At 76.0% G+C, this 23,567-nt stretch carries 22 protein-coding genes and 1 pseudogene; 20 read left to right on the forward strand and 3 right to left on the reverse strand.

Annotated features, from left to right (window positions below; translation table 11 throughout):
- Positions 1-127: 127 nt before the first annotated feature.
- Positions 128-805: a hypothetical protein gene (locus F1C76_18275; protein ID QNG38254.1), complete on the reverse strand. Its 678-nt coding sequence runs from the start codon at positions 803-805 to the stop codon at positions 128-130.
- A gap of 68 nt (positions 806-873) precedes the next feature.
- Here F1C76_18275 and metF point away from each other — a divergent pair, with 68 nt between their 5' ends.
- Complete coding sequence (gene metF / locus F1C76_18280; protein ID QNG38255.1) at positions 874-1,917, forward strand: methylenetetrahydrofolate reductase [NAD(P)H]; 1,044 nt, start codon at positions 874-876, stop codon at positions 1,915-1,917.
- 7 nt (positions 1,918-1,924) lie between these two features.
- Here metF and F1C76_18285 read toward each other — a convergent pair whose 3' ends face one another.
- Positions 1,925-2,566 carry a hypothetical protein gene (locus F1C76_18285; protein ID QNG38256.1) on the reverse strand — a complete coding sequence of 214 codons (642 nt, stop codon included), beginning with the start codon at positions 2,564-2,566 and terminating at the stop codon, positions 1,925-1,927.
- 150 nt (positions 2,567-2,716) lie between these two features.
- On the opposite strand from F1C76_18285, the gene F1C76_18290 reads away from it, so the two are divergent.
- The 14 genes and pseudogenes from F1C76_18290 to F1C76_18355 all read left to right on the forward strand — a co-directional run bounded on the left by F1C76_18290 (position 2,717) and on the right by F1C76_18355 (position 17,881).
- Entirely contained in the window at positions 2,717-3,787 is a 1,071-nt protein-coding gene (locus F1C76_18290) for a transcriptional regulator (GenBank protein ID QNG39359.1), read from the forward strand.
- A complete protein-coding gene (locus F1C76_18295; GenBank protein ID QNG38257.1) occupies positions 3,784-4,707 on the forward strand; it encodes an ATP-binding cassette domain-containing protein in 924 nt (307 codons plus the stop codon). Before F1C76_18290 ends, F1C76_18295 begins: the two co-directional genes overlap by 4 nt.
- Positions 4,704-5,516 (forward strand): ABC transporter permease, encoded by an 813-nt coding sequence (locus F1C76_18300; GenBank protein ID QNG38258.1) that lies wholly within the window; start codon positions 4,704-4,706, stop codon positions 5,514-5,516. The genes F1C76_18295 and F1C76_18300 overlap by 4 nt, the downstream gene beginning before the upstream one ends.
- A gap of 9 nt (positions 5,517-5,525) precedes the next feature.
- Positions 5,526-6,329 (forward strand): hypothetical protein, encoded by an 804-nt coding sequence (locus F1C76_18305; GenBank protein QNG38259.1) that lies wholly within the window; start codon positions 5,526-5,528, stop codon positions 6,327-6,329.
- Positions 6,330-6,547: 218 nt separating this feature from the next.
- Positions 6,548-6,949: a hypothetical protein gene (locus F1C76_18310; GenBank protein QNG38260.1), complete on the forward strand. Its 402-nt coding sequence runs from the start codon at positions 6,548-6,550 to the stop codon at positions 6,947-6,949.
- Positions 6,950-7,278: 329 nt separating this feature from the next.
- Positions 7,279-8,226 (forward strand): glycosyl transferase family 28, encoded by a 948-nt coding sequence (locus tag F1C76_18315; GenBank protein ID QNG38261.1) that lies wholly within the window; start codon positions 7,279-7,281, stop codon positions 8,224-8,226.
- 142 nt (positions 8,227-8,368) lie between these two features.
- On the forward strand, positions 8,369-9,505 hold the full coding sequence (locus tag F1C76_18320) for a polysaccharide pyruvyl transferase family protein (GenBank protein QNG38262.1): 1,137 nt from the start codon (positions 8,369-8,371) through the stop codon (positions 9,503-9,505).
- Entirely contained in the window at positions 9,130-10,287 is a 1,158-nt protein-coding gene (locus F1C76_18325; GenBank protein ID QNG38263.1) for a polysaccharide pyruvyl transferase family protein, read from the forward strand. The genes F1C76_18320 and F1C76_18325 overlap by 376 nt, the downstream gene beginning before the upstream one ends.
- Positions 10,284-11,477 (forward strand): glycosyltransferase family 4 protein, encoded by a 1,194-nt coding sequence (locus tag F1C76_18330; protein ID QNG38264.1) that lies wholly within the window; start codon positions 10,284-10,286, stop codon positions 11,475-11,477. The genes F1C76_18325 and F1C76_18330 overlap by 4 nt, the downstream gene beginning before the upstream one ends.
- The gene (locus F1C76_18335; GenBank protein ID QNG38265.1) at positions 11,329-12,471 is read left to right on the forward strand and encodes a glycosyltransferase; all 1,143 of its coding nucleotides are present in this window, start codon (positions 11,329-11,331) and stop codon (positions 12,469-12,471) included. Before F1C76_18330 ends, F1C76_18335 begins: the two co-directional genes overlap by 149 nt.
- Positions 12,468-13,604, forward strand: a complete 1,137-nt coding sequence (locus F1C76_18340) for a glycosyltransferase family 1 protein (protein QNG38266.1) — start codon at positions 12,468-12,470, stop codon at positions 13,602-13,604. Before F1C76_18335 ends, F1C76_18340 begins: the two co-directional genes overlap by 4 nt.
- The gene (locus tag F1C76_18345; protein ID QNG38267.1) at positions 13,601-14,722 is read left to right on the forward strand and encodes a glycosyltransferase family 1 protein; all 1,122 of its coding nucleotides are present in this window, start codon (positions 13,601-13,603) and stop codon (positions 14,720-14,722) included. Before F1C76_18340 ends, F1C76_18345 begins: the two co-directional genes overlap by 4 nt.
- Position 14,723: 1 nt before the next feature.
- Positions 14,724-16,412: pseudogene (locus F1C76_18350) on the forward strand (glycosyltransferase).
- Between the two features lie 431 nt (positions 16,413-16,843).
- Positions 16,844-17,881: a glycosyltransferase gene (locus F1C76_18355; GenBank protein QNG38268.1), complete on the forward strand. Its 1,038-nt coding sequence runs from the start codon at positions 16,844-16,846 to the stop codon at positions 17,879-17,881.
- 2 nt (positions 17,882-17,883) lie between these two features.
- Here F1C76_18355 and F1C76_18360 read toward each other — a convergent pair whose 3' ends face one another.
- Entirely contained in the window at positions 17,884-18,768 is an 885-nt protein-coding gene (locus F1C76_18360) for a hypothetical protein (GenBank protein QNG38269.1), read from the reverse strand.
- A gap of 83 nt (positions 18,769-18,851) precedes the next feature.
- Here F1C76_18360 and F1C76_18365 point away from each other — a divergent pair, with 83 nt between their 5' ends.
- The 5 genes from F1C76_18365 to F1C76_18385 are packed head-to-tail and all read left to right on the forward strand — an operon-like array spanning position 18,852 to position 23,515.
- Positions 18,852-19,496 (forward strand): hypothetical protein, encoded by a 645-nt coding sequence (locus tag F1C76_18365; protein QNG38270.1) that lies wholly within the window; start codon positions 18,852-18,854, stop codon positions 19,494-19,496.
- Positions 19,493-19,951 (forward strand): acyltransferase, encoded by a 459-nt coding sequence (locus tag F1C76_18370; protein ID QNG38271.1) that lies wholly within the window; start codon positions 19,493-19,495, stop codon positions 19,949-19,951. The genes F1C76_18365 and F1C76_18370 overlap by 4 nt, the downstream gene beginning before the upstream one ends.
- Complete coding sequence (locus F1C76_18375; protein ID QNG38272.1) at positions 19,948-21,354, forward strand: hypothetical protein; 1,407 nt, start codon at positions 19,948-19,950, stop codon at positions 21,352-21,354. The genes F1C76_18370 and F1C76_18375 overlap by 4 nt, the downstream gene beginning before the upstream one ends.
- Positions 21,351-22,031: a hypothetical protein gene (locus tag F1C76_18380; protein QNG38273.1), complete on the forward strand. Its 681-nt coding sequence runs from the start codon at positions 21,351-21,353 to the stop codon at positions 22,029-22,031. The genes F1C76_18375 and F1C76_18380 overlap by 4 nt, the downstream gene beginning before the upstream one ends.
- Positions 22,028-23,515, forward strand: a complete 1,488-nt coding sequence (locus F1C76_18385; protein ID QNG38274.1) for a lipopolysaccharide biosynthesis protein — start codon at positions 22,028-22,030, stop codon at positions 23,513-23,515. Before F1C76_18380 ends, F1C76_18385 begins: the two co-directional genes overlap by 4 nt.
- Positions 23,516-23,567 lie beyond the last annotated feature (52 nt).

Genomic DNA, 23,567 nt, shown 5'->3' on the forward strand with positions numbered 1-23,567 from the left:
GTCAGCATCGTTTGCGCTGGTGGACGGGTGGCGCGCTCGGGTCCCTGCAGTCACCCGTCGAGTATGACCAGCGCCGGGGAGTCCCACAGTCCCACCCGAGTCACCGCGGGGTCGGATGGGTGTGCTCTCAGGCGGTGACGCCGTCGTAGACCCAGGCGCCGACCGCGGTGCCCTCGGCGGTGACCACCTGGGTCCAGACCAGGCTCACGGTGTACACCTGGTGGTCGGTGGCGTTGCTGTCGGTGCTGGTCACGGCCGCGTCGGTGGAGTCGGCGGCCGTGTCGTCGGCGGGCTCCGTGGAGGTCCGCTGCACGGTGCCCACGATCTGCACGGGCAGGAAGTCGGCGTCGTAGGTGATCACCGGCACCCCGATGAACTGCTCGTCGATCTGGTAGGCGTCGTCCGGGCCGGTCCCGGCCGAGGCGCGGTAGGCGTCCTGCCGGGCGGCGACGGCGTCGGCGGTCGAGGTGGTGACGTCGACGGTCTCCTGGACCTGGGTCGCGTCGGCCCAGGCGTAGCCGAAGTCCTGCTTGGCGACCAGACCGGCGAGGACCCGCTGGGCGAAGGGCAGCTCCTCGGCGGGGGCGAGGCCGTGGTGCTCGGTGACGGGCCCGGGCCGCTCGGGGGCGACCGGTGCCGCGACGGCCTCGACGGTGGGCTCGGCCGAGGTCGGTGCGGCCGAGGTGCTGGCCGCGGACGTGGAGCTGGGGCTGCTGAACAGGGAGTCCGGGAGCACGGAGCAGCCCGAGAGCAGGGTCGCGGCGGCGAGGGCGGCAGCGGCGGCGGCGAGACGGGGGGCGCGCATGGTGACTCCTGGTGAGCAGAACGGGGTGCGTGGGGGATCGACACCCACGTCGGTGCGACACGACGACCATGGCAGGACCCGCCCCGATCACCCAGGGTCACGAGCGCCGGGCACCCTCCCGGGTGAGCGGGACCCGCCGGGTGGGTGAACGCGCGCCCAGCCGCCCGGCTCCCGTCCCCGGCCCCGTGCAGTCCGTACCCTCGTCAGGCGTGACCGGGACCGTGCGTGAGCTGCTCGCCGAGGGGCGGCCGACCTGGTCGTTCGAGTTCTTCCCGCCGAAGAACGCGGCGTCCGAGGCCCAGCTGTGGACGGCGTTGCGGGAGCTGGAGCGGCTGCGGCCCTCGTTCGTCTCGGTGACCTACGGCGCCGGTGGGTCGACCCGCGAGGGCACCCTGGCGGTGACCGAGCGGATCGCCACCGACACCACGATGCTGCCGCTGGCGCACCTGACCGCGGTGGACCACTCCGTCGCCGAGCTGCGCAACGTGGTGGCCCGGCTGGCCGCCGCCGGGGTGCGCAACGTGATGGCGCTGCGCGGTGACCCGCCGGGGCTGGACCCGCAGGCCGACTGGGTCGCCCACCCGCAGGGCCTGCGGTACGCCGCCGAGCTGGTCGAGCTGGTGAAGGACGTCGGGGACTTCTCGGTCGGGGTCGCCGCCTTCCCCGAGTCGCACCCCCGGTCACCGGACGCCGAGGCCGACGCGGACATGTTCGTGGCCAAGTGCCGGGCCGGGGCGGACTTCGCGATCACCCAGATGTTCTTCCGGGTCGAGGACTACCTGCGGCTGCGGGACCGGGTGGCCGCCCGCGGTTGCGACGTCCCGGTGCTCGCCGGGGTCATGCCGGTGACCAGCGCGAAGCAGATCGCCCGGATCGTCCAGCTGTCGGGTCAGGCGTTCCCGGCCGACCTGGCCGAGCGCTTCGCCGCCGCCGACGGCGACACCCCCGAGGCCAAGCAGGCCCAGCGCGACCTGGGGGTGGAGGTGGCGACCGAGATGTGCCGGGAGCTGCTCGCCGAGGGCGTGCCCGGGATCCACTTCATCACCATGAACCGCTCCACGGCGACCCGTGAGGTGTACGCGGCGCTGGCGGAGCTGGCGCCCACCGCCTGAGCCGCGGTCAGACCCGCTGCGGGGCCGTCCCGGAGAGCACCGCGTCGGCCTCGGCGGCGGCCCGGCGCAGGGCCTCGTGCTCGCTGGCGTACCCGCCGAGCACCCCGACGACGGGGATGTTCGAGAGGGCGCGGTGCCGCCACTTCCCCTTCGGGCGGGCGTCCAGTGCGTCGTCGATGCGGGAGAGCAACCGGGCCATCCGCCACACGGTGCGTGCGGTGCCCTTGACCCCACCGCGCTCGCCCTTGCGACCGAGCACCTCCTCGGCGTAGGCACCCCGCTGCCGGTCCAGCAGCGGCTGCACCTGCACGGTGGTCATCGGGCGGTCGAGCAGCACCTCGGCGAGCAGGGCCACCCGGCGGGCCGGGTCGGTGACGTCGTGCTCCCCGGCCACGCCCAGCACGACGACGGCCTGCACGGCCGCCCCGACCGAGTTCTGCAGCGGGAGCAGGTCGGCGAGCTTGCCGGCGAAGCGCGGTGCGGCCGACACCGCGGCGGCCACCCGGCTGGCCCGGTCGGCCCACCAGGCCGCCCGTGCCCCGGCGGGCAGCGTGGGCGGGCGGCCCAGCTTCGCGACCACCGGACCGCTCAGCCGGTCGAGCCTGCGGAGGACGTCGACGACCACGGCGTCGGAGATGGGGGCTGCCACGCGGGGCAACCTAACGGCGCCCGGCGGGGGCCGCCCGTCGACTGTGCGGACCCTGTGGAAGTGCTTGAAGGCGACACCACCGGGCTGCACGCACGTACGGTGGTCGGGATGCGCAACGGGGGACGACGGCTCGGCTGGCGGTGGGTCGTCGTGGCCCTGGGCCTCGCCCTGCTGGTCGCGCTCCCGGTCGTCGTGTCCGCGCTGCCGGCCGGCGACCGGGACACCACGGCTACCGAGCTGCGGGCCCGGGTGCTGGCCAGCACCGCGCAGCCGTTCTCCGGCTACGCGATCTCCACCGGCGGCCTGACCCTGCCCGTCTCCGACGCACTCACCCCGGTCGCGGACCTGCTCAGCGACCAGACCACGATGCGTGCCTGGTACCGCGCGGAGACCGACTGGCGGGTCGACGTGGTGACCGCCACCGGGGAGACCGGCACCCACCGGGACGCCGACGGCACCTGGACGTGGGACTACGCCGACCAGCGGGCCAGCCGCGGCAGTGCACCGGACCTCGCGCTGCCCACCGCCCCGGACCTGCTGCCCAGCGCGCTGGGGGTGCGTCTGCTGTCGGAGGCCACCGACGCCGAGCTCAGCCGGGTCGACCCGGTCCGGGTGGCCGGCCGGGACGCCCTGGGCCTGCGCTACACCCCGGCCGCCGAGGCGGCCTCGGTCAGCGCCGTCGACGTCTACGTCGACGAGGAGACCGGGCTGCCGCTGCGCGTGGTCGTCCGCAGCGCCGACACCACGATCCCGGCGCTGGACACCCGTTTCCTGGACCTCGACACCGCGACCCCGGCGGCCGCGACGACGGCGTTCGTCCCGCCCGCGGACGCCTCGATCGGCTCCGACCGGGACCTCACCGACGTCGACCTCGGCCGCGGCGACCGGGCCGCGCTGCCCGACGTGCTGGCCGGGCTGTCCCGTCGGTCCTTCGACGGCGTGCCCGCGCAGATCGGCGTGTACGGCTCGGGCATCACCGTGCTGTCGGTGACCCCGCTGCCCGGCCGGTCCTCCCAGGGCCTGCGGGCCCAGCTCGAAGCCACCCCGGGTGCCGTGGTCGACGACCTCGGCGTCCGGATCACCTCCGGCCCGCTGGCCCTGATGGTCGCCGGCACCAGCCAGCGCCAGGGCGGCGGCGGGGTCTACCTCCTCGCCGGCACCGTCACCCTCGACGCTCTCGGGGCCGCGGCCACCGACCTCCAGACGGCAGGAGCCCGATGACCGAGACCGTGATCGCCACCCACGGCCTGCAGAAGCGCTACGGCGCGGTGCACGCCGTGGACGGCATCGACCTCGACGTCCGGGCCGGTGACGTCTACGGGTTCCTGGGCGCCAACGGCTCGGGCAAGACGACGACGGTCCGGATGCTGCTGGGCCTGGTGCTGCCCACGAAGGGCGAGGTCCGGGTGCTCGGCCAGCGGATGCCGAAGGCCTCCCGGGAGGTGCTGCCCCGGGTGGGTGCGCTGATCGAGGGCCCGGCGGCCTACGGGCACCTGTCGGGCACCGCCAACCTGCGCCTGCTGGACGCCGCCGGCCCCGGTGGCTCGCGCCGGTCGCGGAAGCAGCGGGTCGGCGAGGTGCTCGAGCAGGTCGGGCTGGGCGGGGTGGGCAAGCGCCCGGTGCGGGCCTACTCCCTGGGCATGCGCCAACGGCTCGGGCTGGCCGGGGCGCTGCTGCGTCGTCCGGACCTGCTGATCCTGGACGAGCCCACCAACGGGCTGGACCCGCAGGGCATCCACGAGATCCGCACCCTGCTGCTGGACCTCAACTCCACCGGCACCACCGTCTTCCTCTCCAGCCACCTGCTGGCCGAGATCGAGCAGCTGGCCACCCGGGTCGGCGTGCTCGACCGGGGGCGGGTGGTGGTGCAGGACGACCTGGCCACCCTGACCGCGCCCACCGGCGCGACGGTGGTCGAGACCCCGGACCCGGCCCGGGTGCGGGCGGTGCTGGGCGACCGGGTGCTGAGTGCGGACGGGAGCACCGCCGTCGTCCGCGGCACCGACCCCGCCGAGGTCAACGCCGCGCTGGTGTCGGCGGGCGTGCCGGTCACCGGGCTGCGGCTGCAGCGGCCCTCCCTGGAGGAGGTCGTGCTCGCCGCGGCCGGCACCTCCGCCGACCGGGTGGAGTCGCACCGGTGATCCGCGTCGAGCTGACCAAGCTGTTCCGCCGTCCGCGGACCTGGATCACCATCGGGCTGCTCAACGCCCTGCCGGTGCTGGTCGCCGTGCTGCTGGTGCTGACCGACCTGGCGCCCCGGCCGGGGGAGGGGCCGGCGTTCCTCTCGGCCGTCCTCACCAACGGCACGCTCTTCCCGCTCGCCGCCCTGGCGATCGTGCTGCCCCTGTTCCTGCCGATCGCGGTCGCCGTCGTCGCCGGTGACTCCATCGCCGGGGAGGCCCAGGGCGGCACGCTGCGCTACCTGCTCGCCCGCCCGGCCGGCCGCACGCGGCTGCTCGTGGCCAAGCTCGTCGCCGTCATCGCGTTCGTGCTGGTCACCGTGGTGATCGTCGCCGCGGTCGGCTACCTGGTGGGGACGACGCTCTTCGAGGTGCAGCCGCTGGCCGCCTCGACCGGGCTGTCGGGCACCGTGCTGACCCCCGAGCAGGTGGCCGGCCGCACCCTGCTGGCGATCGGCTACGTGACGATCTCGATGCTCGGGGTGGCGGCCTTCGCGCTGTTCTTCTCCACCCTCACCGACTCCCCGCAGCTGGCCACCCTGGGTGCGCTGGCGGTGCTGATCGGCTCCTCGCTGCTGTTCACCCTGGACGCCGCCTCGGCCATCGCGCCCTACCTGCCCACCCGCTACTGGCTGGCGTTCGTGGACTTCTTCCGGGACCCGATCCTGTGGCGGGACGTGGTGCGCGGCATCGGGCTGCAGGCCGTCTACGTGGTCGTGCTGCTCGGGGCGGCGTGGGCGAACTTCACGACCAAGGACGTCACCTCATAACGTGAGGGCGTGAGGATCAGCCCGTCCGAGCTCGACGCGATCCTGGCCGGCACCGTCGACCTGGCCTTCCGCCGCTGGGACCGCCCGCGGGTGTTGCCCGGCACGAGGATGCGCACCCGGGTCGGGCTGGTGGAGGTCACCGCGGTGGACCAGGTCGACCCCACCGACCTGACCGAGGACGACGCCCGCCGGGCCGGGGCCACCGACCTGGCCGCGGTGCACCGGGGGCTCGCGGCGCAGCCCGGGCGGCCGGTGTTCCGGGTGGGCCTGCGCTTCGCCGGGGAGGACCCCCGCGCGGTGCTGCGCCGGACCCCGCCCACGCCCGCCGAGGTCACCGAGCTGCAGGCCCGGCTGGACCGGCTCGACCGGGCCTCGCCGATCGGCCTCTGGACGGCCCGGACCCTGCAGCTGGTCGACGCCCACCCCGAGCGGCGGGCCCCGGACCTGGCCGCCGAGGTGGGCCGGCCGGTGCCGGAGTTCAAGCGCGACGTCCGCAAGCTCAAGGAGCTGGGGCTCACCGAGTCCCTGGACATCGGGTACCGGCTGTCGGTCCGTGGCGAGGCGGTGGTGGACGCCGCCCGCCGGGCCGCCGGGGGACGGGCGCGGCGTCGGGCGCCCCGGCCGGAGGGCACCCCGTTGCCCAGCATCGGCGCCCCGGCGACGCGGGCTCTCCGGGCGGCCGGGCTGACCACGCTGGAGGCCGTCGCCGGGTCCAGCCGGGCGGAGCTGCGGGCGATGCACGGGGTGGGGCCGATCGCCCTGGCCCGGTTGGACACCGCGCTCGGGGCGGCCGGGCTGGTCCTCGCGGACTGACCCCACGGGGGGACGCCGCCCGGCCGCGGGTGGAGGTCGGCGCCCGCTGACCCGATGTCACCGGCATGGCCCCGCACAGCTCGCCCTCCGCCGACCACGCCGCGACGGTGCGCGACGACGTCCCGTCGACGGCCGTCGACGCGGACCGCCAGAACCGATCCGCGGCGGGCTCGTTGTCCGGCTGTGTCAGTGTGTCCGAGCCCCGGGGTGGGCAGGTCGTGAGCGGTGAGGGGGACGTCGGGGTGGTCGGGGGAGTCGACGGCCTCGAGTGGTCGGTGGAGACCGCCCTGGACCCGCAGGGGATCCGCGCCGCGGGCCGACGGGCGCTGTCCGGCGGGCCGCACGACGGCGCGGTGCGCGAGGACCTGGCCAACGCAGGCTCCGTGTCCTACGCCGTGGTCGACCCGGGCTCCCTCGCCACCCAGATGACCGTGGTGGTGTCCTGGCACGAGCTGGGCGCCGGCCGCCGTCGGGTCACCCTCAGCGTCCGCGGGCACGTCGTCCGGCGCACGCGGCTGCTCGGCGTCCTGCCGGTCGGCCGGCCCGAGGTGCCCGCCGAGGAGCCGGCCCGGTCGTTCTCCTCCGCCCTCCGCGACGGGCTCACCCGCTCCGCCGGCTGACCCCGGACGGCCACGGACGGTGGTCAAGTGCTCAACAGTGCGTGATCGGCTGATCACGGTGTGTGATGTCCATCACGACCGCGTGACCTCGTCGGGCCGGGCTCGTTCGTGTCCGCCAGGTGACGTCGCAGGTGGGTGCGCGGATCCCGGCGGGTTCCTCTCTCGATGCAACGAGATCCACAGCGTGTGACGGCTGTTCACAGCTGCGTGAGGACTGGACAGAGGGGGTCCCCTCCACGGTGTACTGCCTCCGCGCCCGTCCGACCCGCTCATCGTCGAACGTCCCCGGGAGGCGCACAGCCCCACGCCCATCCCGAGAGGACAGCCCGATGACCGCTCTGCTGGTCGCCAACGACGGGGGTCACCTCATGCAGCTGGTGACCCTGGCCCCCCGCCTCCCGGTCGCCGACGACCGCCTCTGGATGACCGTGCCCACCGCGCAGAGCCGCTCCCTGCTCAGCGAGGAGCGGGTGCAGTGGATGGCCCCGGCCCCCACCCGCGACTGGGGGGCCCTGTTGCACAACGCCTGGTCCTCGCGCGGCACGTTCCACGACGAGCAGATCACCTCGGTGGTCAGCACCGGGGCCAGCCTGGCCCTCTCGGTGCTGCCGGTCGCCCGCGCGCACGGCATCCCCTGCTACTACCTGGAGAGCGCGACGCGCGTGCACGGTCCCTCCCTGTCGGGCCGGCTGCTGCGCCGCGTCCCCGGCATCCGCATGTTCACCCAGCACGAGGCCTGGGCCGACCGGCACTGGTCCTACGGCGGCTCGGTGTTCGACGGCTACGAGGGCGTCGGGCTCGAGCGGGCCGACGACGCCGTCCGGCTGCAGAAGATCGTCGTCTCCCTGGGCACCTCGGAGTCCTTCGGCTTCCGCCGGCTGGTCGAGAAGCTGCTGGCCGTGCTGCCCGCCGACGCCGAGGTGCTCTGGCAGACCGGGTCCACCGACGTGACCGGCCTGCCCGTGGACGCCCGGCCCCGGGTGCCCGCCGCCGAGCTGTTCGCCGCCATGCGCGAGGCCGACGTCGTCGTCGCCCACGCCGGGACGGGCAGCGCGCTCGCCGCCCTGCAGGCCGGCCGCTTCCCGGTGCTCGTGCCGCGCCGGCCGGAGTTCGGCGAGCACGTCGACGACCACCAGCTGCAGATCGCCGCGATGCTCGGTGAGCGCGGCCTGGCCGCCACCGCCGAGGTCGACGGTGTCACCCACCAGCTGCTCCGTGCGGCCAGCGCCACCCGGGTCCGCCGTCGCGTCGACGCGGCCCCGTTCGTGCTGGCCTGACCCACCCCACACCGCACGACCCGTACGACCCCGCCGGACCCGCGCCCACGACGGCTGCCGCTCCGCGCCCCGGCCGTGCCCCGCCGGCCCCTCCCGCCCTGCTCCGCGGGTCTCCCACCGACCCCACCCGAAGGGCCTCCTCATGCCTGCCTCCGCCCGTGCGCTTTTCCACGGGGCCCGCGCCACCGGCCGGGTCTGGCGGTCGTTCCCGCCGCCGCCGGCCGACGCCCGCCGCCGGGTCGCCTACGTCGGCTGGTCGGGCAACGGCAACCTCGGGGACGACGCGATGATCGCCGCGCACCGGCTGCTGCTGCCGGGCTGGGACGTCGTGCAGGTGCCCAACCACGCGGGGCTGACCCGGCTCACCGACGCCGCCCTGCGACGGGTCTCGGTGGTCTGCCTGGGCGGCGGCACGCTGGTGCTCAACGGGCACTTCCGGGAGACCCTGGAGCGGCTGCTGCACGCCGCCCCCGACGCGCCCCGGGTGGTGCTGGGCGTCGGAGTCGAGGACCTGGGGTTCCGGGAGGGGCGCCGGGCGGGGGTCGGTGCCGAGGTCGAGGCCTGGCGCCCGCTGCTCACCCAGTTCGACCGGGTCCGGGTCCGTGGGCCGCTCAGCGCCGGCACGCTGGACTCCACCGGCATCGAGGCCGTGGTGACCGGTGACCCGGCGCTGGCCCTGCCCCCGCAGTCCCCGGCGGCCCACGGCGTGGCGACCGGGACCACGGCGGGCACCCGGGTGGGGGTCAACTTCGGGGTCACCGACGACCTGTGGGGCGGGGACCACGCCGCGTTCCGGGCCGCCGTGGTCGCCGCGGTCGGCCGGCTCGTCGCCGCCGGCCACCAGGTCGCCCTGCTGGCCACCACCACCGAGGACCACGCGCACCTCACCCGGGTCGCCGCCGAGTGCCGCGCCGCGGGCACACCCGTCGAGGGCCCCAACGCCGTGACGCTGGCCGCGCTGGACACCGCGCTGGCCGGCTGCGCGGTGGTGGTGGGGGAGAAGCTGCACGCCCTGGTGCTGGCCGCGCGGCTCGGCATCCCCACCCTGGCCCTGGAGTACCGGCCCAAGTGCCGGGACTTCCAGCTCTCGGTCGGGCGGGGGGACCGGGTGCTGCGCACCAGCGACCTGGACGTCGACACCCTCGTCACGTTCGTCACCGCCGGTCTCGCGGCCGCTCCCACCGAGCGGGCGCCCCTGCTGGCCGCCGTGCGGGAGCGGACCACCGCACTGGGGCACGCCGGCGAGCAGATGCGGCTGGCCATGGCGGTCGCCGCGTGAGCGCCGCGGTGGGCACCCCCGGGGTGGAACTCGTGCACTGGAACCCGCGCCGCCGGGTCTCCCGGCTGCTGCCGGCCCGGGTCACCCGCCCGGTCGACAACTTCGGTGACCTGCTCGGCCCGCTCGTGGTGCGGGAGCTGCTGCGCCGGTCCGGTCGGGAGCACCCGGTGACCGACGCCCGGCTGCTGTCGATCGGCTCGGTGCTGCACTTCGCCCGGGACGGCGACGTCGTCTGGGGTTCCGGGGTCAACGGCAAGACCCTGGCCACGCCGGTCACCGCCACCCGGCTGGACGTGCGCGCCGTCCGCGGCCCGCGCACCCGGGCGGTCCTGGCCCGGCACGGCATCGACGCCCCCGAGGTCTACGGCGACCCCGGCCTGCTGGTGGGCGAGCTGTGGCCGCGGGAGTCCTTCGGCGGCCGACCGGCCGGGGTGACCGTGCTGCCCAACCTGCACGACGTCCCGGCGTACCGCCGGCACCCCGGGTTCCTGGACCCGCGCACCCCGGTCCGCCGGGTGCTCGCCCGGATAGCCGCCAGCTCCCTGGTCGTGGGCTCCTCGCTGCACGGGATCGTGGTCGCCGAGAGCCTCGGCGTCCCGGCCCGGCTGGTGCTGCCCCGGGCCGAGCCGCTGTTCAAGTACGAGGACCACTACCTGGGCAGCGGGCGGGACGGCTTCACCCCGGCCGCGACCGTCGCCGAGGCCGTCGCCGCCGGCGGGGAACCGCCGGCCGTGCTCGACCCCGCGCTGCGGACCGCGTTCCCGGTGGACCTGTGGCGGTGACCGGCGGGGGGCTCACCGTCGGCGTGGTCGCCACCGGCGACGCCACCGACCCGGCCGAGCGGTCGGGCACCCCGTACGGCGTCGTCACCGGCCTGCGGGCGCTCGGTGTGCAGGTGCCTGTCGTGCGCGCAGCGCCGCCGGCGGCGCTGGAGCGCGGGCTCGCCCTGCTGACCGGCAGCCCCGCGCCGGACGCGGTCGGGGCGGTCGGCCGGCTGCGCGCCCGTGGCTCCCTCGGGCTGTACGGCGCCCCCGTCGCCGGGCTCCGCGGCCTCGTCTCCACCCGGGCGGCACGGGGCCTCCGGGTGGACGCCTGGGTGCAGGTCGGCGCCGGCTTCCGGCTGCGCACGACGGCCCCGGTCGCGGTCTACGACGACATGACCGTCCGGCAGGCCCGGGCGCACGGCTACGGGCACTGGGCCGGCGTCGACGTCGGCACCGTGGAGCGGCGCGCGGCCCTGCAGCGCACCGTCTACCGGGCTGCCCGGGTGTGCTGCACCGAGTCCTCCTGGGCTGCTGCCGCCGTCGCCGCGGCGGCCGACCTCCCCGCGGACCGGCTGGCCGTCGTCGGCACCGGGACCGATGCGCCGGTGCCGGTCGGCGACCGCGACTGGTCCACCCCCCGCTTCCTGTTCGTGGGGCTGGACTGGCAGCGCAAGAACGGCGACCGGGTGGTCCGGGCCTTCGAGGCCGTCCGTGCGCTGCACCCCGACGCGACGCTGGACGTCGTCGGCGGCCACCCGCCGCTGGCCGTGCCCGGGGTGCGCACCCACGGGGTGCTCCGCCGCGGCGACGCCGGCGACCGGGCCCGGCTGGCCGACCTGTTCGCCCGGGCCACCTGCTTCGTGATGCCCTCGACCTTCGAGCCGGCCGGGATAGTCTTCACCGAGGCCCTCGCGGCCGGACTGCCCGCGATCGCCGGCACCGTCGGCGGGTCGGCCGACCTGGTCGGGGACGCCGGGCGGGTGGTCGACCCCACCGACGACGTCGCGCTCCGCGACGCGATGCGCGCGCTGGCCGACCCGCTGGTCGCGGCCCGGCTCGGTGCCCTGGCCCGGGCCCGCGCACCGCTGTTCACCTGGCGCGCGGTCGCCGCCCGGCTGCTCGCCGCCCTGGCCCTCCCCGCCCCGGACGGCACGCCACCGACCCCCCTGCCCCTCGTCCTGCCCACCCCGGAGGAGACCCGTGTCTGACCCCCGACCCGTCCGGGTGCTGCAGTCGGTGCTGCTCGGCGGCGCCCACCTCAGCTACGCCGACCACGTCGCCGGCCGGCTCGACCCGACCCGGGTGCAGCCGCTGTCGTTCAGCTACCGGACGGCGCTGACCGGCCGCTGGGACGTGCTGCACGTGCACTGGCCGGAGAACCTCGTCCGGCACCGGTCCCGGCCCCGCCGGGTGCTGCGGACCGTGCTGTTCGCGCTGCTGCTGGTGCGCATCCGGGTGCTCCGGCCCGTCGTCGTCCGCACCGTGCACAACACCACCCCCCACGAGGGCGGCCGGCCGGTCGAGACGGCCCTGCTGGGCGCGCTGGACCGGGCCGTCACCTGGCACGTCCGGCTCACCGACGAGACCCCGGTGCGCGCCGGCGCGGCCGCGGTGACCATCCCGCACGGGCACTACCGGGCCGAGCTGGGCGACGCCGGCACCCCCGCCGACCCGCGGTGCCTGCTCTTCTTCGGCTACCTCCGCCCCTACAAGGGCCTCGACGTGCTGCTCACCGCCTTCGCCGGCACCACCGACCCGCAGCTCCGGCTGGTCGTGGCCGGGGAGCCCGCGTCGGCCGAGATGCGGTCGCTGGTGACCGACGCGGCCGGCGCCGACCCCCGGGTGACCCCGCACCTGGGCTTCGTCGCCGACGACGCGCTGGCCGCGCTGGTCGGCGGGTCCGCGGTCGTGGTGCTGCCCTACCGGGAGATCCACAACTCCGGCGTCGTGTTCGCCGCCCTGAGCCTGGGCCGTCCGGTGCTGGTGCCGGAGAACCCGGTCACCGCGGCCCTGCGGGCCGAGGTGGGGGAGGAGTGGGTGCGGGGGTTCACCCACCCGCTGACCGCGACCGACCTCACCGACGCCCTCGCCGCGGCCGCCGGCCGCGACCCCGCGGCCACCCCGGACCTCGCCGGCCGCGACTGGTCCACGGTGGCCGAGTCCTACACCGGGGTCTTCACCTCCCGGCCGGTGGCCGCGTGAGCACCGACGTGGTGGTCGCCCTGGTGTCGGACACCTGGACCGACGCGGTGCGCCGCGGCTTCTACTCCACCGCGGACCAGACCCTGACCACGCTGCTGGCCGAGCCCGCGGTGGGCACCGTGCTGGTCGCCGACCACCCCCGCGGGGTCGCCTCGCAGGTGCGCCGCCGGCTGGCCGGGGACCGTCCGGCCCCCCGCCGTCCCGGGCTGCGCGGGGTGCGGCCGGTCACCCTGCGCACGCCGCCGCCGCTGGACGAGGCCGCGCTGCGCCGCCGCTACGCCGGGTACGACCGGCAGACCGCCGCGGCCGCACGCTGGCACGGCCTGCGTCGTCCGGCGCTGGTCACGTTCAACCTGTGGCACGCCGCGCACGCCGCCCACGGGTGGGCCGGCACGCGGGTGTTCTACGCCCAGGACGACGAGTCGGCCATCCCCTCGCACGCCCCGCACCGGGCACAGACCCTGGCCGCCTACCGGGCCATCGCCCGCAGCGGGATGGCCGTGGTCGCCGTCTCGGAGGTGCTGCTGGAGCGGATCGACCCCACCGGGACCGGTCTCGTGGTGCCCAACGGGGTGGACGCCGCCCTCTGGTCGACGCCCCCGCCGCAGCGGACCCCGCACGGGGCCCCGGTCGCCCTCTACGCGGGCACGGTGGACGCCCGGCTGGACCTGGACGCCTTCCGGGCGCTGGCCGCGGACGGGTTCGCCGTCCGCGTCGCCGGGCCGCTGGTGGACGCCGACGTCCGAGCGGCGCTGGCCGCGGTGCCCGGGGTGGAGCTGCTGGGCCCGCGCCCGCGCGCCGAGGTGGTCCGGCTGGCCCAGACCGCCGACGTCTGCGTCCTGGCCCACCACCGCACCCCGCTCACCGAGGCGATGTCCCCGCTCAAGCTCTACGAGTACCTGGCCTCGGGCACCCCCGTCGTGGCCACCCGGCTGCCCGGCAGTGCCGTCGCCGGGGACCGGGTGGTCTGGGTCGAGCCCGGTGGCGACCACGTCGCGGGCGCCCGGGCCGCGCTGGCCCTGGGCCGCCGGGCCGAGACCGACCGGCTCGCCGACGTCGCGGCGCTGTCCTGGCGGGCCCGGCACCGGCCGTTGCTGGAGTTGCTCGGCGTCGGTGCGGGGGTGGCCGCGTGAGCACCGCCCCGGACACCGTCGTGCTGCTGGCCTCCACGCCCTACGCCGGGCACCAGCTCTACGACCAGCGCCTGGCCCGCGCCCTGGCCGCCGAGCGTGCCGTGGTCTACGTCGACCCGCCGGTGCCGGTCTTCGGGCTGGGCAAGCCCGGCCCGCCCCCGCCGCACCGCCGGTCGGTGGACGGGGTGACCGTGCTGGCCCCCCGCATGCTGCCCTTCGGCCGGCGCCGCGGGCTGGCCACCCTGACCGGCCTGTGGGTCGGTCTGCTGGCCCGGCACGCCGGGCGGCGGGCACCGGGGGTGCCGGGCGTGCTCGTTACCTCGGCGCACCCGGTGTCCCTGCGGCTGCTGCGCGGCTGGCGCTCGGAGCTGCTGCTCAAGGACGACTACGTCGCCGGTGCCGCGCTCATCCGCGGTGCCGCCGGCCGGATCGCCCGGCACCGCCGGCAGCTGCTGCGCGGGGTCGACGCGGTCGCCGTGGTCTCCCCGGTGCTCGCCGAGGCTGCCGCCGCGATGGGCGCTCCCGCCGAGGTGCACGTGGTGCCCCCGGGCTGCGACCCCGGTGCCGGGCGGGTCGACGTGGCCGCGCTGCTGGCCGCCGTGCCCGGGCCCCGGGCGGTGTTCATCGGGATGGTCAGCGACCGGATCGACGTCGACCTGCTGGCGGCCACCTGCGCCGCCGGGGTCACCGTCGTCGTCGTCGGCCGGCAGCAGGCCACCTTCAGCCAGCAGGACCGGTGGGCCTGTCTGGTCGCCACCGGCCGGCTGGTGCTGCTCGGCGAACGCACCCCCGACGTGGTGGCCTCCCTGGTGGCGGCCTGCGACGTGGCCCTGGTGCCCTACACGCAGAGCGACTTCAACCGGGCCTGCTTCCCGCTCAAGCTGCTGGAGTACCTCGCGGCCGGCACCCCGGTGGTGGCCTCGGACCTGCCCGCCGTGCGCTGGCTGGACGCCCCGCACGTCCACCTGGTGGCCGACGCCGTGGGGCTGCCGGCCGCGCTGGCCGCCGCGCTGGCCGACGCCGCCGACCCGGCCACCACCGGTCGCTGCCGGGACTTCGCCGCCGGCCACACCTGGGCCGACCGGGCCCGCCGCCACGTCGCGCTGTTGGGCGGCTGAGGTGTCCGTCGCAGGAGCGCCCTCAGGCGGTGCGGACCACCGGGGCCGGTGCGCCCGTGCCGTCCATGACGTTGTCGGCGGTGACGGTCACCGAGGCCGGGGCCAGCACCGGGCCGTACTTCGCGTCCGCGGTGAAGGTGTTGCCCGACAGGGTCACCCCCGCGATCGTGGCGTCGCCCCGGACGTTGACCGTGTAGTTGCCCCCGCTCATGCGGTTGCCCGACACCACGACGTCCTGCAGCACGTTGGGCCGCAGCTCGCTGCCCAGCATCACCGAGGCGTTGCCCTGGTCGCCGGTCGTGTAGTTGCGCGGGTCGAGGGTGTTGTTCGTGATCCGGATGCCGATGCCGCTGGTGCTCTGCACCGCGTCGGGGTGCAGCGCGCCCTTGCGGACCATGGCGTGGATCCAGGAGCTGTCCACGGTGGTGTTGCTGCCCACCCGGGCGCCGTCGTTGGTGCCACGGATCTCCACCCGGCGCAGCGTGTAGTTCTGCCAGCCGATCCCGATGTCGACGATGCCCAGTCCGTCGAGCTCGCTGTCCTCGACCACCAGGTTGCGGAAGCTGCCGTTGGTGGCCACGACCATCGTGGTGGCCGAGCCGCCGCAGGTGATCCGGCTGTTGCGGATCACCACGTCGTGGGCGCGCACGGTGATGCAGCCGGTGAGGTCGATCCCGTCGACCACGGTTCCACTGGTGGTGATCAGCAGGTCCCCGGTCTGCGGGGTGAGGGTCACCCCGGCGGGCACGCCGGTGGTGTCCGGGCCGGCGACGGTCGTGGGGGGTGCGACCGGCTGCGGTGCCGGCGGGACGGCGCGCAGCGTCTTGTCCACCGTGGAGCTCACCGGGCCGTTGGTGAAGCGGGTGCGCACCACGGTCAACCCGGAGCGACCGGTGAGGTCGACGGTCGCGGTCGCCCGCCAGGTGCCGGCGTTCTCCAGCACCGTCGTGGTGCTGGCGACGACGGTGCCCCCGACCGCGAAGGACACCGCGGTCAGCCGGGACGAGGAGACCGCGGTCAGCTCGACCCGGGTGGCCGGGACCGGCGCCAGGCTGACCGACCTGCCCTCGTAGGCCACCCACATCGAGGCCGCGTCGGCCCGCTGCAGCGGCAGCGCCGACAGCACGGCGACGACGGCCAGCAACAGGGTCAGCGCGCTGCCCGCCCACCGCGCGCCGCGACCGACGGTGCGGGACGAGAGGTGGTGGGACCCGGCTCCGGAACTCATGAGCTGAGGGTGAGCCACCAGAGACCCTCTGTAACCGCCCGGTCGGGTGAAGTCGTGTTGCGACTGCGTCACACCCCCCGTTCCACCCGAGGAGAGCACCCCGTGACCGCACCCCGCCCCCTGGCCTCCGTCGTCGTGCCCGCGCACGACGAGGCCCGGGTGATCGACCGCTGCCTGGCCGCCCTGCTCGAGGGCGCGGCACCCGGGGAGTTCGAGGTCGTGGTGGTCGCCAACGGCTGCTCCGACGACACCGCTTCCCGGGCCCGCCGGCACGGGCCCGACGTCACGGTGCTGGAGCTGCCGGCCGCCGGCAAGACCGGTGCGCTCAACGCCGGGGACGACGCCGCGGCCGCCTTCCCGCGGGTCTACCTGGACGCCGACGTCGAGCTGGGCACCGCCGCGGCCCGGGCCGTCGTCGGGCAGCTGACCGGCGACACGGTGCAGGTCGCCGGTGCCCGGCCCACCCCGGACCTGACCGGCTGCTCGGTGTGGGTGCGCGCCTACACCCGGGTCTGGGCGGCACTGCCGGTGCTGCAGGACCGGTACGTCGGCTCGGGGGTCTTCGCGGTCTCGGCCGCCGGGCACCGGCGGCTGGCCCCGTTCCCGCCGGTGGTGGCCGACGACCTCTGGGCCCGGCGGGTGTTCGCACCGGCCGAGCGGGCCACCGCCGCCGTCGGGTTCACCACGCACCCGCCACGCGGGCTGGCCGACCTGCTCCGCCGGCTGGTGCGGGTGCGGGCGGGCAACGTGCAGCTGGAGTCGGGGTCGGCGGGTGTGGCGCTGGCGGACGGTGAGGGGCCGCGCGGGGTGCGCGGTCTGCTCGCCACCCCCGGTGTCGCCGTCGGTGACCGGCTGGTCTTCGTGGGGGTCTCGGTGCTGGTCCGGGTCGCGGCGTGGGTGCGGGTGCGGCGCGGCCGCACCGCGGTGTGGAGCCGGGACGAGTCCTCCCGGGTCGCCGCGTGAGCGCCCTCGACCCGTCCCGGGTCAGCGTGCTGGTGGTCGGCTACGGATCGCCGGAGTGGCTGGACCGCTGCCTCACCACGGTCGCCGAGGTGCTGCCGCCCGAGGTGCAGGTGGTCGTGGTCGACAACGCCTCGGACCCGCCGCTGGCCCCGGCGCTGCGCCCGCACCTGGACCGGGTGACTGCGCTGCGCTCGGAGGTCAACACCGGGTTCGGCCGGGCCGCCAACCGGGCCCGCCGGCTCCTCACCGGCGAGCTCCTGCTGCTGCTCAACCCCGACGCGCTGCTGCGACCGGGTGCCCTGGAGGCCCTGGTCGCCCACCTGGACGCCGACCCGCGCCGGGGCATCGTCACCGGTCGCCTGGAGCGCCCGGACGGCTCGCTGGACCCCTACTCGGCGCTGGGCCGCCCGACGCTGTGGAGCGAGGTCTGCTTCGGCACGGGCCTGTCCACGGCGTTCCCCCGCTCGGCCTGGGCCAACACCTTCGACCTGCACGGCTGGGCCCGGGACTCCGAGCGCGACATCGGGGTGGTGTCGGGCTGCGTGCTGCTGGTCCGCGCGTCGCTCTACGACGCGCTCGGCGGCTTCGACCCGCGCTACTTCATGTACGGCGAGGACGTCGACCTGAGCACCCGGGCCGGCGAGCTGGGGTCCCGGCGTTCCTTCCTGCCGATCGTGGTGGCCACCCACGCCGGCGGGGCGTCGTCGTCCTCGGCCGGGAAGACGGTGATGGTGCTGCGCGGCAAGGCCACGCTGCACGCCCGGCACCCGCGCGCGGTGCGCCGGGCGGTCTCCACGCTGCTGCTGCACACCGGGGTGGGGCTGCGCGCCCTGCTGGAGGGGCGACGGCCGGTGGCCGACCGGGTGTGGCGGGCGGCGTGGTCCCGCCGGTCCGAGTGGCGCAGCGGCTGGGCGCCGGTGCCGGCCGACGTGGACGCCGACCTCGAGCTGACCCCGGTGACGGCGTGAGCTCAGCCGACCTCGTTCAGCGTCCAGTCCTCCCCGGACCCGGCCATGGACTCGCCCTCGAACAGCACACCGGCCGGGGCCTGGGCCGGGCCGTAGCGGCTGTCCGGTCCGTAGACGTTGTCCCGGAAGACCACGTCGTCCAGGGTCGCGTCCTGCCGGACGTTGACGGTGTAGTTGCCGCCGTTGAACCAGTTGCCCTCGACCAGCACCCGCTCCAGGCGGCGGGAGCCGGTCTCGCTGCCCAGCATCACCGCGGCGTTGTTCAGGTCGCCGGTGTCGCGGGCGTAGACGTCCAGGGTGTTGCCGCGGACGACGATGTCGCTGCCCTGGGTGGCCTGCACGCAGTCGGGGTGCAGGTCGCCCTGGCGGGTCATGTCGTGGATCCAGGAGCGCTCGACGGTCACGTCGTCACCGAGCCGGACGCCGTCGTTGGTGCCGTGGACCTCGACCCGCAGCAACGTGTAGTCGTTCCAGCCCACCCCGATGTCCGCGGTGCCCAGGCCGTCGATCTCGGTGTCGCGCACCAGCAGTCCGGTCACCCCGTCGCCGACCTGGACGACGTTGGCGGTCTCCGGGTCGCCGCACCGGATGCGGGTGTTCTGGATGGTCACGTCGGAGGCGAGCACCTGCACGCAGCCGTCCACGTCCAGCCCGTCGACGACCTCGCCGGCCTCGGTGAGGACCAGGTCGCCGCTGGGTCGCAGCGTGACACCGGCGGGCACACCGGTGTTGTCCGGCCCCGGCGGCTGCGTGTCGTCCGGCTCGCCGACCGCGGCCGACGCGGTGGGCCGGACGTAGTCGGTGTCGGTACCGGCGGCGCACCCGGCCAGCAGCAGCACGGTCGTCGGCGCGGCGAGGAGGGCCACGGCGCGGCGGAGGCTCAGCACCCGGTCGACGGTGGCACGCCCGAGGGCCTCCCGGGTGTGACCTTGCACTCCGTGTCGGTCCGACGACGGTCGGTGGTGACCCGGTGGACCTGACCGAGGTGGTGGCCGGCTGTCTGCGGCGCTGGTACGTGCTGTTGGTCGTCGTCCCGCTCTTCGTGCTGCTCGCCGGACACCTGGCCCAGGGCGCCCAGCCGTCCTGGACGGCGACCGCGACGCTGGTCGTCGTCCCCTCACCGGGGCTGGCCGTGGCCCGCGACCCCGCCGTCGGCGAGGACGGACCGGGCGACACCAACCCGTTCGGCTCCCCGGCCACCCTGGCCCTGCTGGTCAGCCGCACCGTCGACGTCGGCGACCGCGGGATGGACCTGCCCGCCGGCGCCACGACCTCGGCCAGCTGGGACGGTCTGCGGCCCAGCCTGGTGCTGCTCTCGGCCACCGCGGCCGACCCGGCCGGTGCCCGGACCGCCCTGGCCGCGGCCCGGGACGCCGCCCGCGCGGCGCTGGCCGACCTCCAGGACCGGCAGGGCGTCGGTGCCGACGCCGCCTTCCTCGCCGTCTCCGGGTCCGGCCCGGACGCACCCGGTCTCGACCGGCCCGCCCGCACCCGGATGGCCGTCGTCGTGGTCGCCGCCGGGGGACTGGCCGCGGTCACCGTCGCCGTCGCCCTGGACACCGCCCTGCTCCGCCGCCGCAGCACCTCCACCCCCGACCGAGGAGTGCCCCAGTGAGAAGCCTCAACCGGCTGCGCCTGCTCCGCTCCGCCCTGCAGGGGGCCAAGCGGCAGTACTACAACCGCGTCTGGGGGATGCACATCGACCCCACGGCGATGTTCTCCCTGTCGGCCTACTTCGACCGCACCTACCCGCGCGGGGTGCACGTCGGCCCGGACAGCTACGTCGCGATCGGGGCCACCGTGCTCTGCCACGACCGCACCCGCGGGATCAAGGCCGACACCGTCGTGGGCCGCAACTGCTTCGTCGGCGCCCGCAGCATGCTGCTGCCCGGGGTGACCGTCGGCGACGGCAGCATCGTGGCCGCCGGCGCCGTGGTGACCAAGGACGTGCCGCCGGGCACGATCGTGGCCGGCAACCCGGCGGTGGTCATCCGCCGGGACATCGAGGTCGGCCGGTACGGCCGGTTCCTGTCCGCCGACTCCCCCTGGGTCGCGGGGCCGCGGGAGTGACCGCGCTCCTGCCGGCCCCGACCCGCCGCGCCCGGGGCAGTCACCGGCGCTCGCTGGAGGACCGGCTCACCCCGCCGCCGGGCGCCGGCCCGCCCGCGGCGCTGGCCGCGGTGTTCTGCGCGCTGCTGTTCGTCTTCCCCAGCGAGGTGGTGCTGGCCGGCCCGCTGAAGTCCAACGGGTCCCCGGGGCGGCTGCTCGGCTTCGCCGCGCTCGCCCTGGTCGCCCTGGGCCTGGTCCGCGGGCGGAGCCGTCCGGCCACCCCGCGCCGGGTCGACCCGGTCGTCGTCCTGCTGCTGCTCTTCCTGGCCCAGGCGCTGTTCTCCTACGGCGTCGAGGCCGGCCGGACCCTCAGTGCCACGGCCGCGGCGACCAGCCTGCGTTACGCGCTGGTGCTCACCGCCGGCGTCGGCATCGCCCTGCTCGTCGCGGTCGCGGTCACCGACCTCGCCGGGGCCCGGCGCCTGCTGGGCTGGCTGCTGGCCGGCAGCGTGCTCAACGCCGGCGTCGGCCTCGTCCAGGCGGTCGGGGCCGACCTGTCCTGGGCCGACGTGGTCCGGGTCCCCGGCATGGCGTTCACCTCCAACCCCGGGGTGCTGCGCGAGCGGCTGGACTTCGTCCGGGTGCTGGGCACCACCTCGCACCCCATCGAGTTCGCCGTCTGCCTGGCCGTCACCCTGCCCCTGGCGATCCACCTGGCCCGCTTCGCCACCACCCCCGGCCGGCGGGTGGCCAGCGCCGCGGCGGCCGGGGTGATCGCCCTGGCGACCCCGTTCGCGCTGAGCCGCTCCGGGCTGCTGTGCATCGCGGTCGGGCTGCTGCTCTACGTGCCCTTCGCCACCCGGGCCCAGCGGTGGTCGGTGCTGGCCGGGGCGCTGCTGGCCCCCGCGCTCGCGGTGCTCGCCGTCCCGCGGGTGGTCGACGCCTTCGTCGAGCTGTTCAGCGGGGTGGCCACCGACGCCGCGGCCGCCGACGACAGCATCTCCGGCCGGCTCGCCGACTACGTCGGTGTCCAGCGGGTGTTCGCCGAGAGCCCCTGGCTGGGCGGTGTGCTCACCAGCGGGGACGGCGTGCTGGACAACCAGTGGCTGGGCTTCCTGGTGCGCGGCGGGGTGGTGTCGGTGCTCGGGTTCCTCGCCCTGCTCCTGGTCCCCTCGGTCTGCGCGGTGGTCGCGGCCCGCCGACGGCCCCGGGACGACGAGCGCGCCAGCCTCGCCGGGGCCCTGCTCGCCGGCCTGGTCGCCTCCGGGGTGGCCGCCTACACCTTCGACACCCTCGCCTTCCAGCAGAGCGCGCTGCTGGTCTTCGTCCTGGTCGGGCTGACCTCCGTCGTCGTCCGCAGCTCCTGGGGACCCATCCCCGATCCCGCACCCCCCACTCCGATCCCGAAGGCAGGGGACCTGTGACCTTCTCCGACGTCCTGCGCGCGTGCGCCCGACGCTGGTACGTGCTCGTCGTGGTCCTGGCGCTGGCCGCGGCCGGTGCCGTGCAGGCCCACCGCGAGTCCCGACCCGAGTACACCGTCACCGCCTCGCTGGTGGTGCTGCCCTCCCCGTCGCTGGTCGCCGCCCGGCTGCCCACCTCGGGCAGCGGTGGCCTGACCACCAACCCGTTCAACGCCCAGACCGGTGGCTCCACGCTGGCCGCGGTGCTCGCCGACGCGCTGAACACCGCCACCGTCCAGGACGAGGTGCTCACCGGCGGGTCCGGCCGGGCCAGCGCGCTGTGGGACTCCCAGGCCGCGCAGCTGGTCGGGCTGACCACGGTCAGCGACACCCCGGAGGGCGCCACCGACCTGATGGTCGCCCTCGTCGACGGCGCCGGCACCGTGGTCGAGCGGGTGCAGCTGGAGGCCGGTGCCCCGGCCGACCAGCTGTTCACCACCGCCGTGGGCTCCCCGGCGGACTACCCGCTGCGCGACTACCCCGACCGGCTGCGCTCGGTGGTCGGCCTCGCGCTGGCCGGGCTGGTGGTCGCCGTGCTGGCCGCGGTGCTGCTGGACCGGCTGGTGCTCGCCGCGGTGCGGGTGCGCGGCCGGCGCCGCCGCCGGCGGGCGGCCCGGGCCGAGGAGCCCGCCGCGTGACCGGCGTGGGGACCGCACCCGTGCCGCCCGGGGACCTCCGGGGCCGGACGGTCACCTCCGCCCTGTGGGTCGCCGCCGACAAGTGGGTCAACCGGCTGGCCTCGCTGCTGGTCTTCGCCGTCATCGGCCGGCTGCTCGACCCGGCCGAGATCGGTGTGGCCGCGCTGGCCGCGACCTTCGTGGCGCTGTTCCAGGTGCTCGCCGAGCAGGGGTTCTCCGACGCCCTCGTCCAGCGCCGCGACCTGGACCGGGAGCACCCCGAGGCTGCGTTCTGGGTGTCGCTGGGCAGCGCCGTCGTCCTGGCCGCGGCCCTGGCCGCCTGCGCCGGGCCGATCGCCGCGGCACTGGACGCCCCGCAGCTGGCCCCGGTGCTGCAGGTGCTGTGCCTGACGCTCGTGCTGTCCGCGCTCAGCCTCACCCCGGCCGCGCTGCTGCAGCGCGACTTCGGCTTCAAGCGGCTCACCCAGCGGCGGGTGACCGCGAACCTGCTCGGCGGGGTGGTCGGCGTGGTCGCCGCGGTGCTCGGTGCCGGGGTGTGGGCGATCGTGGCCCAGAGCCTGACCTCGGCGGTCGTCGGCGTCCTGGTGCTGTGGACCGTGCTGCCCTGGCGCCCGCGGCTGCGGGTCAGCCGCGCCGCCGTGCGGGACCTGCGCGGGGTGGGCACCAGCGTGATCGGCATCCAGCTCTTCGCGTTCCTCAACGCCCAGGCCGACAAGTTCGTCATCGGCGCGGTGATCAGCCCCGCGGCCCTGGGCTACTACTACATCGGCACCCGGATCATCAGCATCCTGTCCGACGTCCAGACCGCGGTGATCCAGAGCGTCTCGCTCACCGCGTTGTCCCGGGTGCAGGACGACGCGCCGCGCTTCCGCCGGGCCTTCCTCTCCCTCACCGGGGCCTCGGCGGCGATCGGGGTGCTCACCTACGCCACGTTCGCCGCCCTGGCGCCCGTCGTCGTCCCGCTGGTGTTCGGCGACCAGTGGGGCCCCAGCGTGCTGATCACCCAGGTGCTCTGCGCCATGGGGGCGCTCAACAGCGTGCTCGTGTTCGACCGCACCGCGCTCATCGCGGTCGGCCGTTCCAAGCTGGCGCTGCTGGTCACCGCGGTGCAGTGCGTGGTGGGCGTGGTCGCCGTCGTGGTGGCCGTGCCGTTCGGCATCCTCGCCGTGGCGGTCGCGGTGACCGTGCGCCAGTACCTGGTCTGGCCGCTGCGCCTGCGCGCCCTGCACCGCGCCCTGGGCCTGCCGGTGTGGGCCTACCTGCGGCAGTGGCTCGCCCCGGCCGCCGCGGGGCTGCTCGTGTTCGGGGTGCTCACCGGGCTGCTGGCGGTGCTGCCGACGTGGGAGGGCACCTGGCCGCGGGTCGGCGTCGTGCTGGGCGGTGGCGTGCTGGCCGTCGGGCTGTACCTCGCCGCGGGTGCGGTGCTCTTCCGCGGCACCCTGCGCGAGCTGGTCGGCGTGCTCCGCGGACGGCGGACGTCGTGATCCTCGACTCCGGACAGTGTTCGAACTGTGACACAGCGTTCACCATGCACCT

This window comes from Geodermatophilaceae bacterium NBWT11, assembly GCA_014218215.1.
GTDB lineage: Bacteria > Actinomycetota > Actinomycetes > Mycobacteriales > Geodermatophilaceae > Klenkia.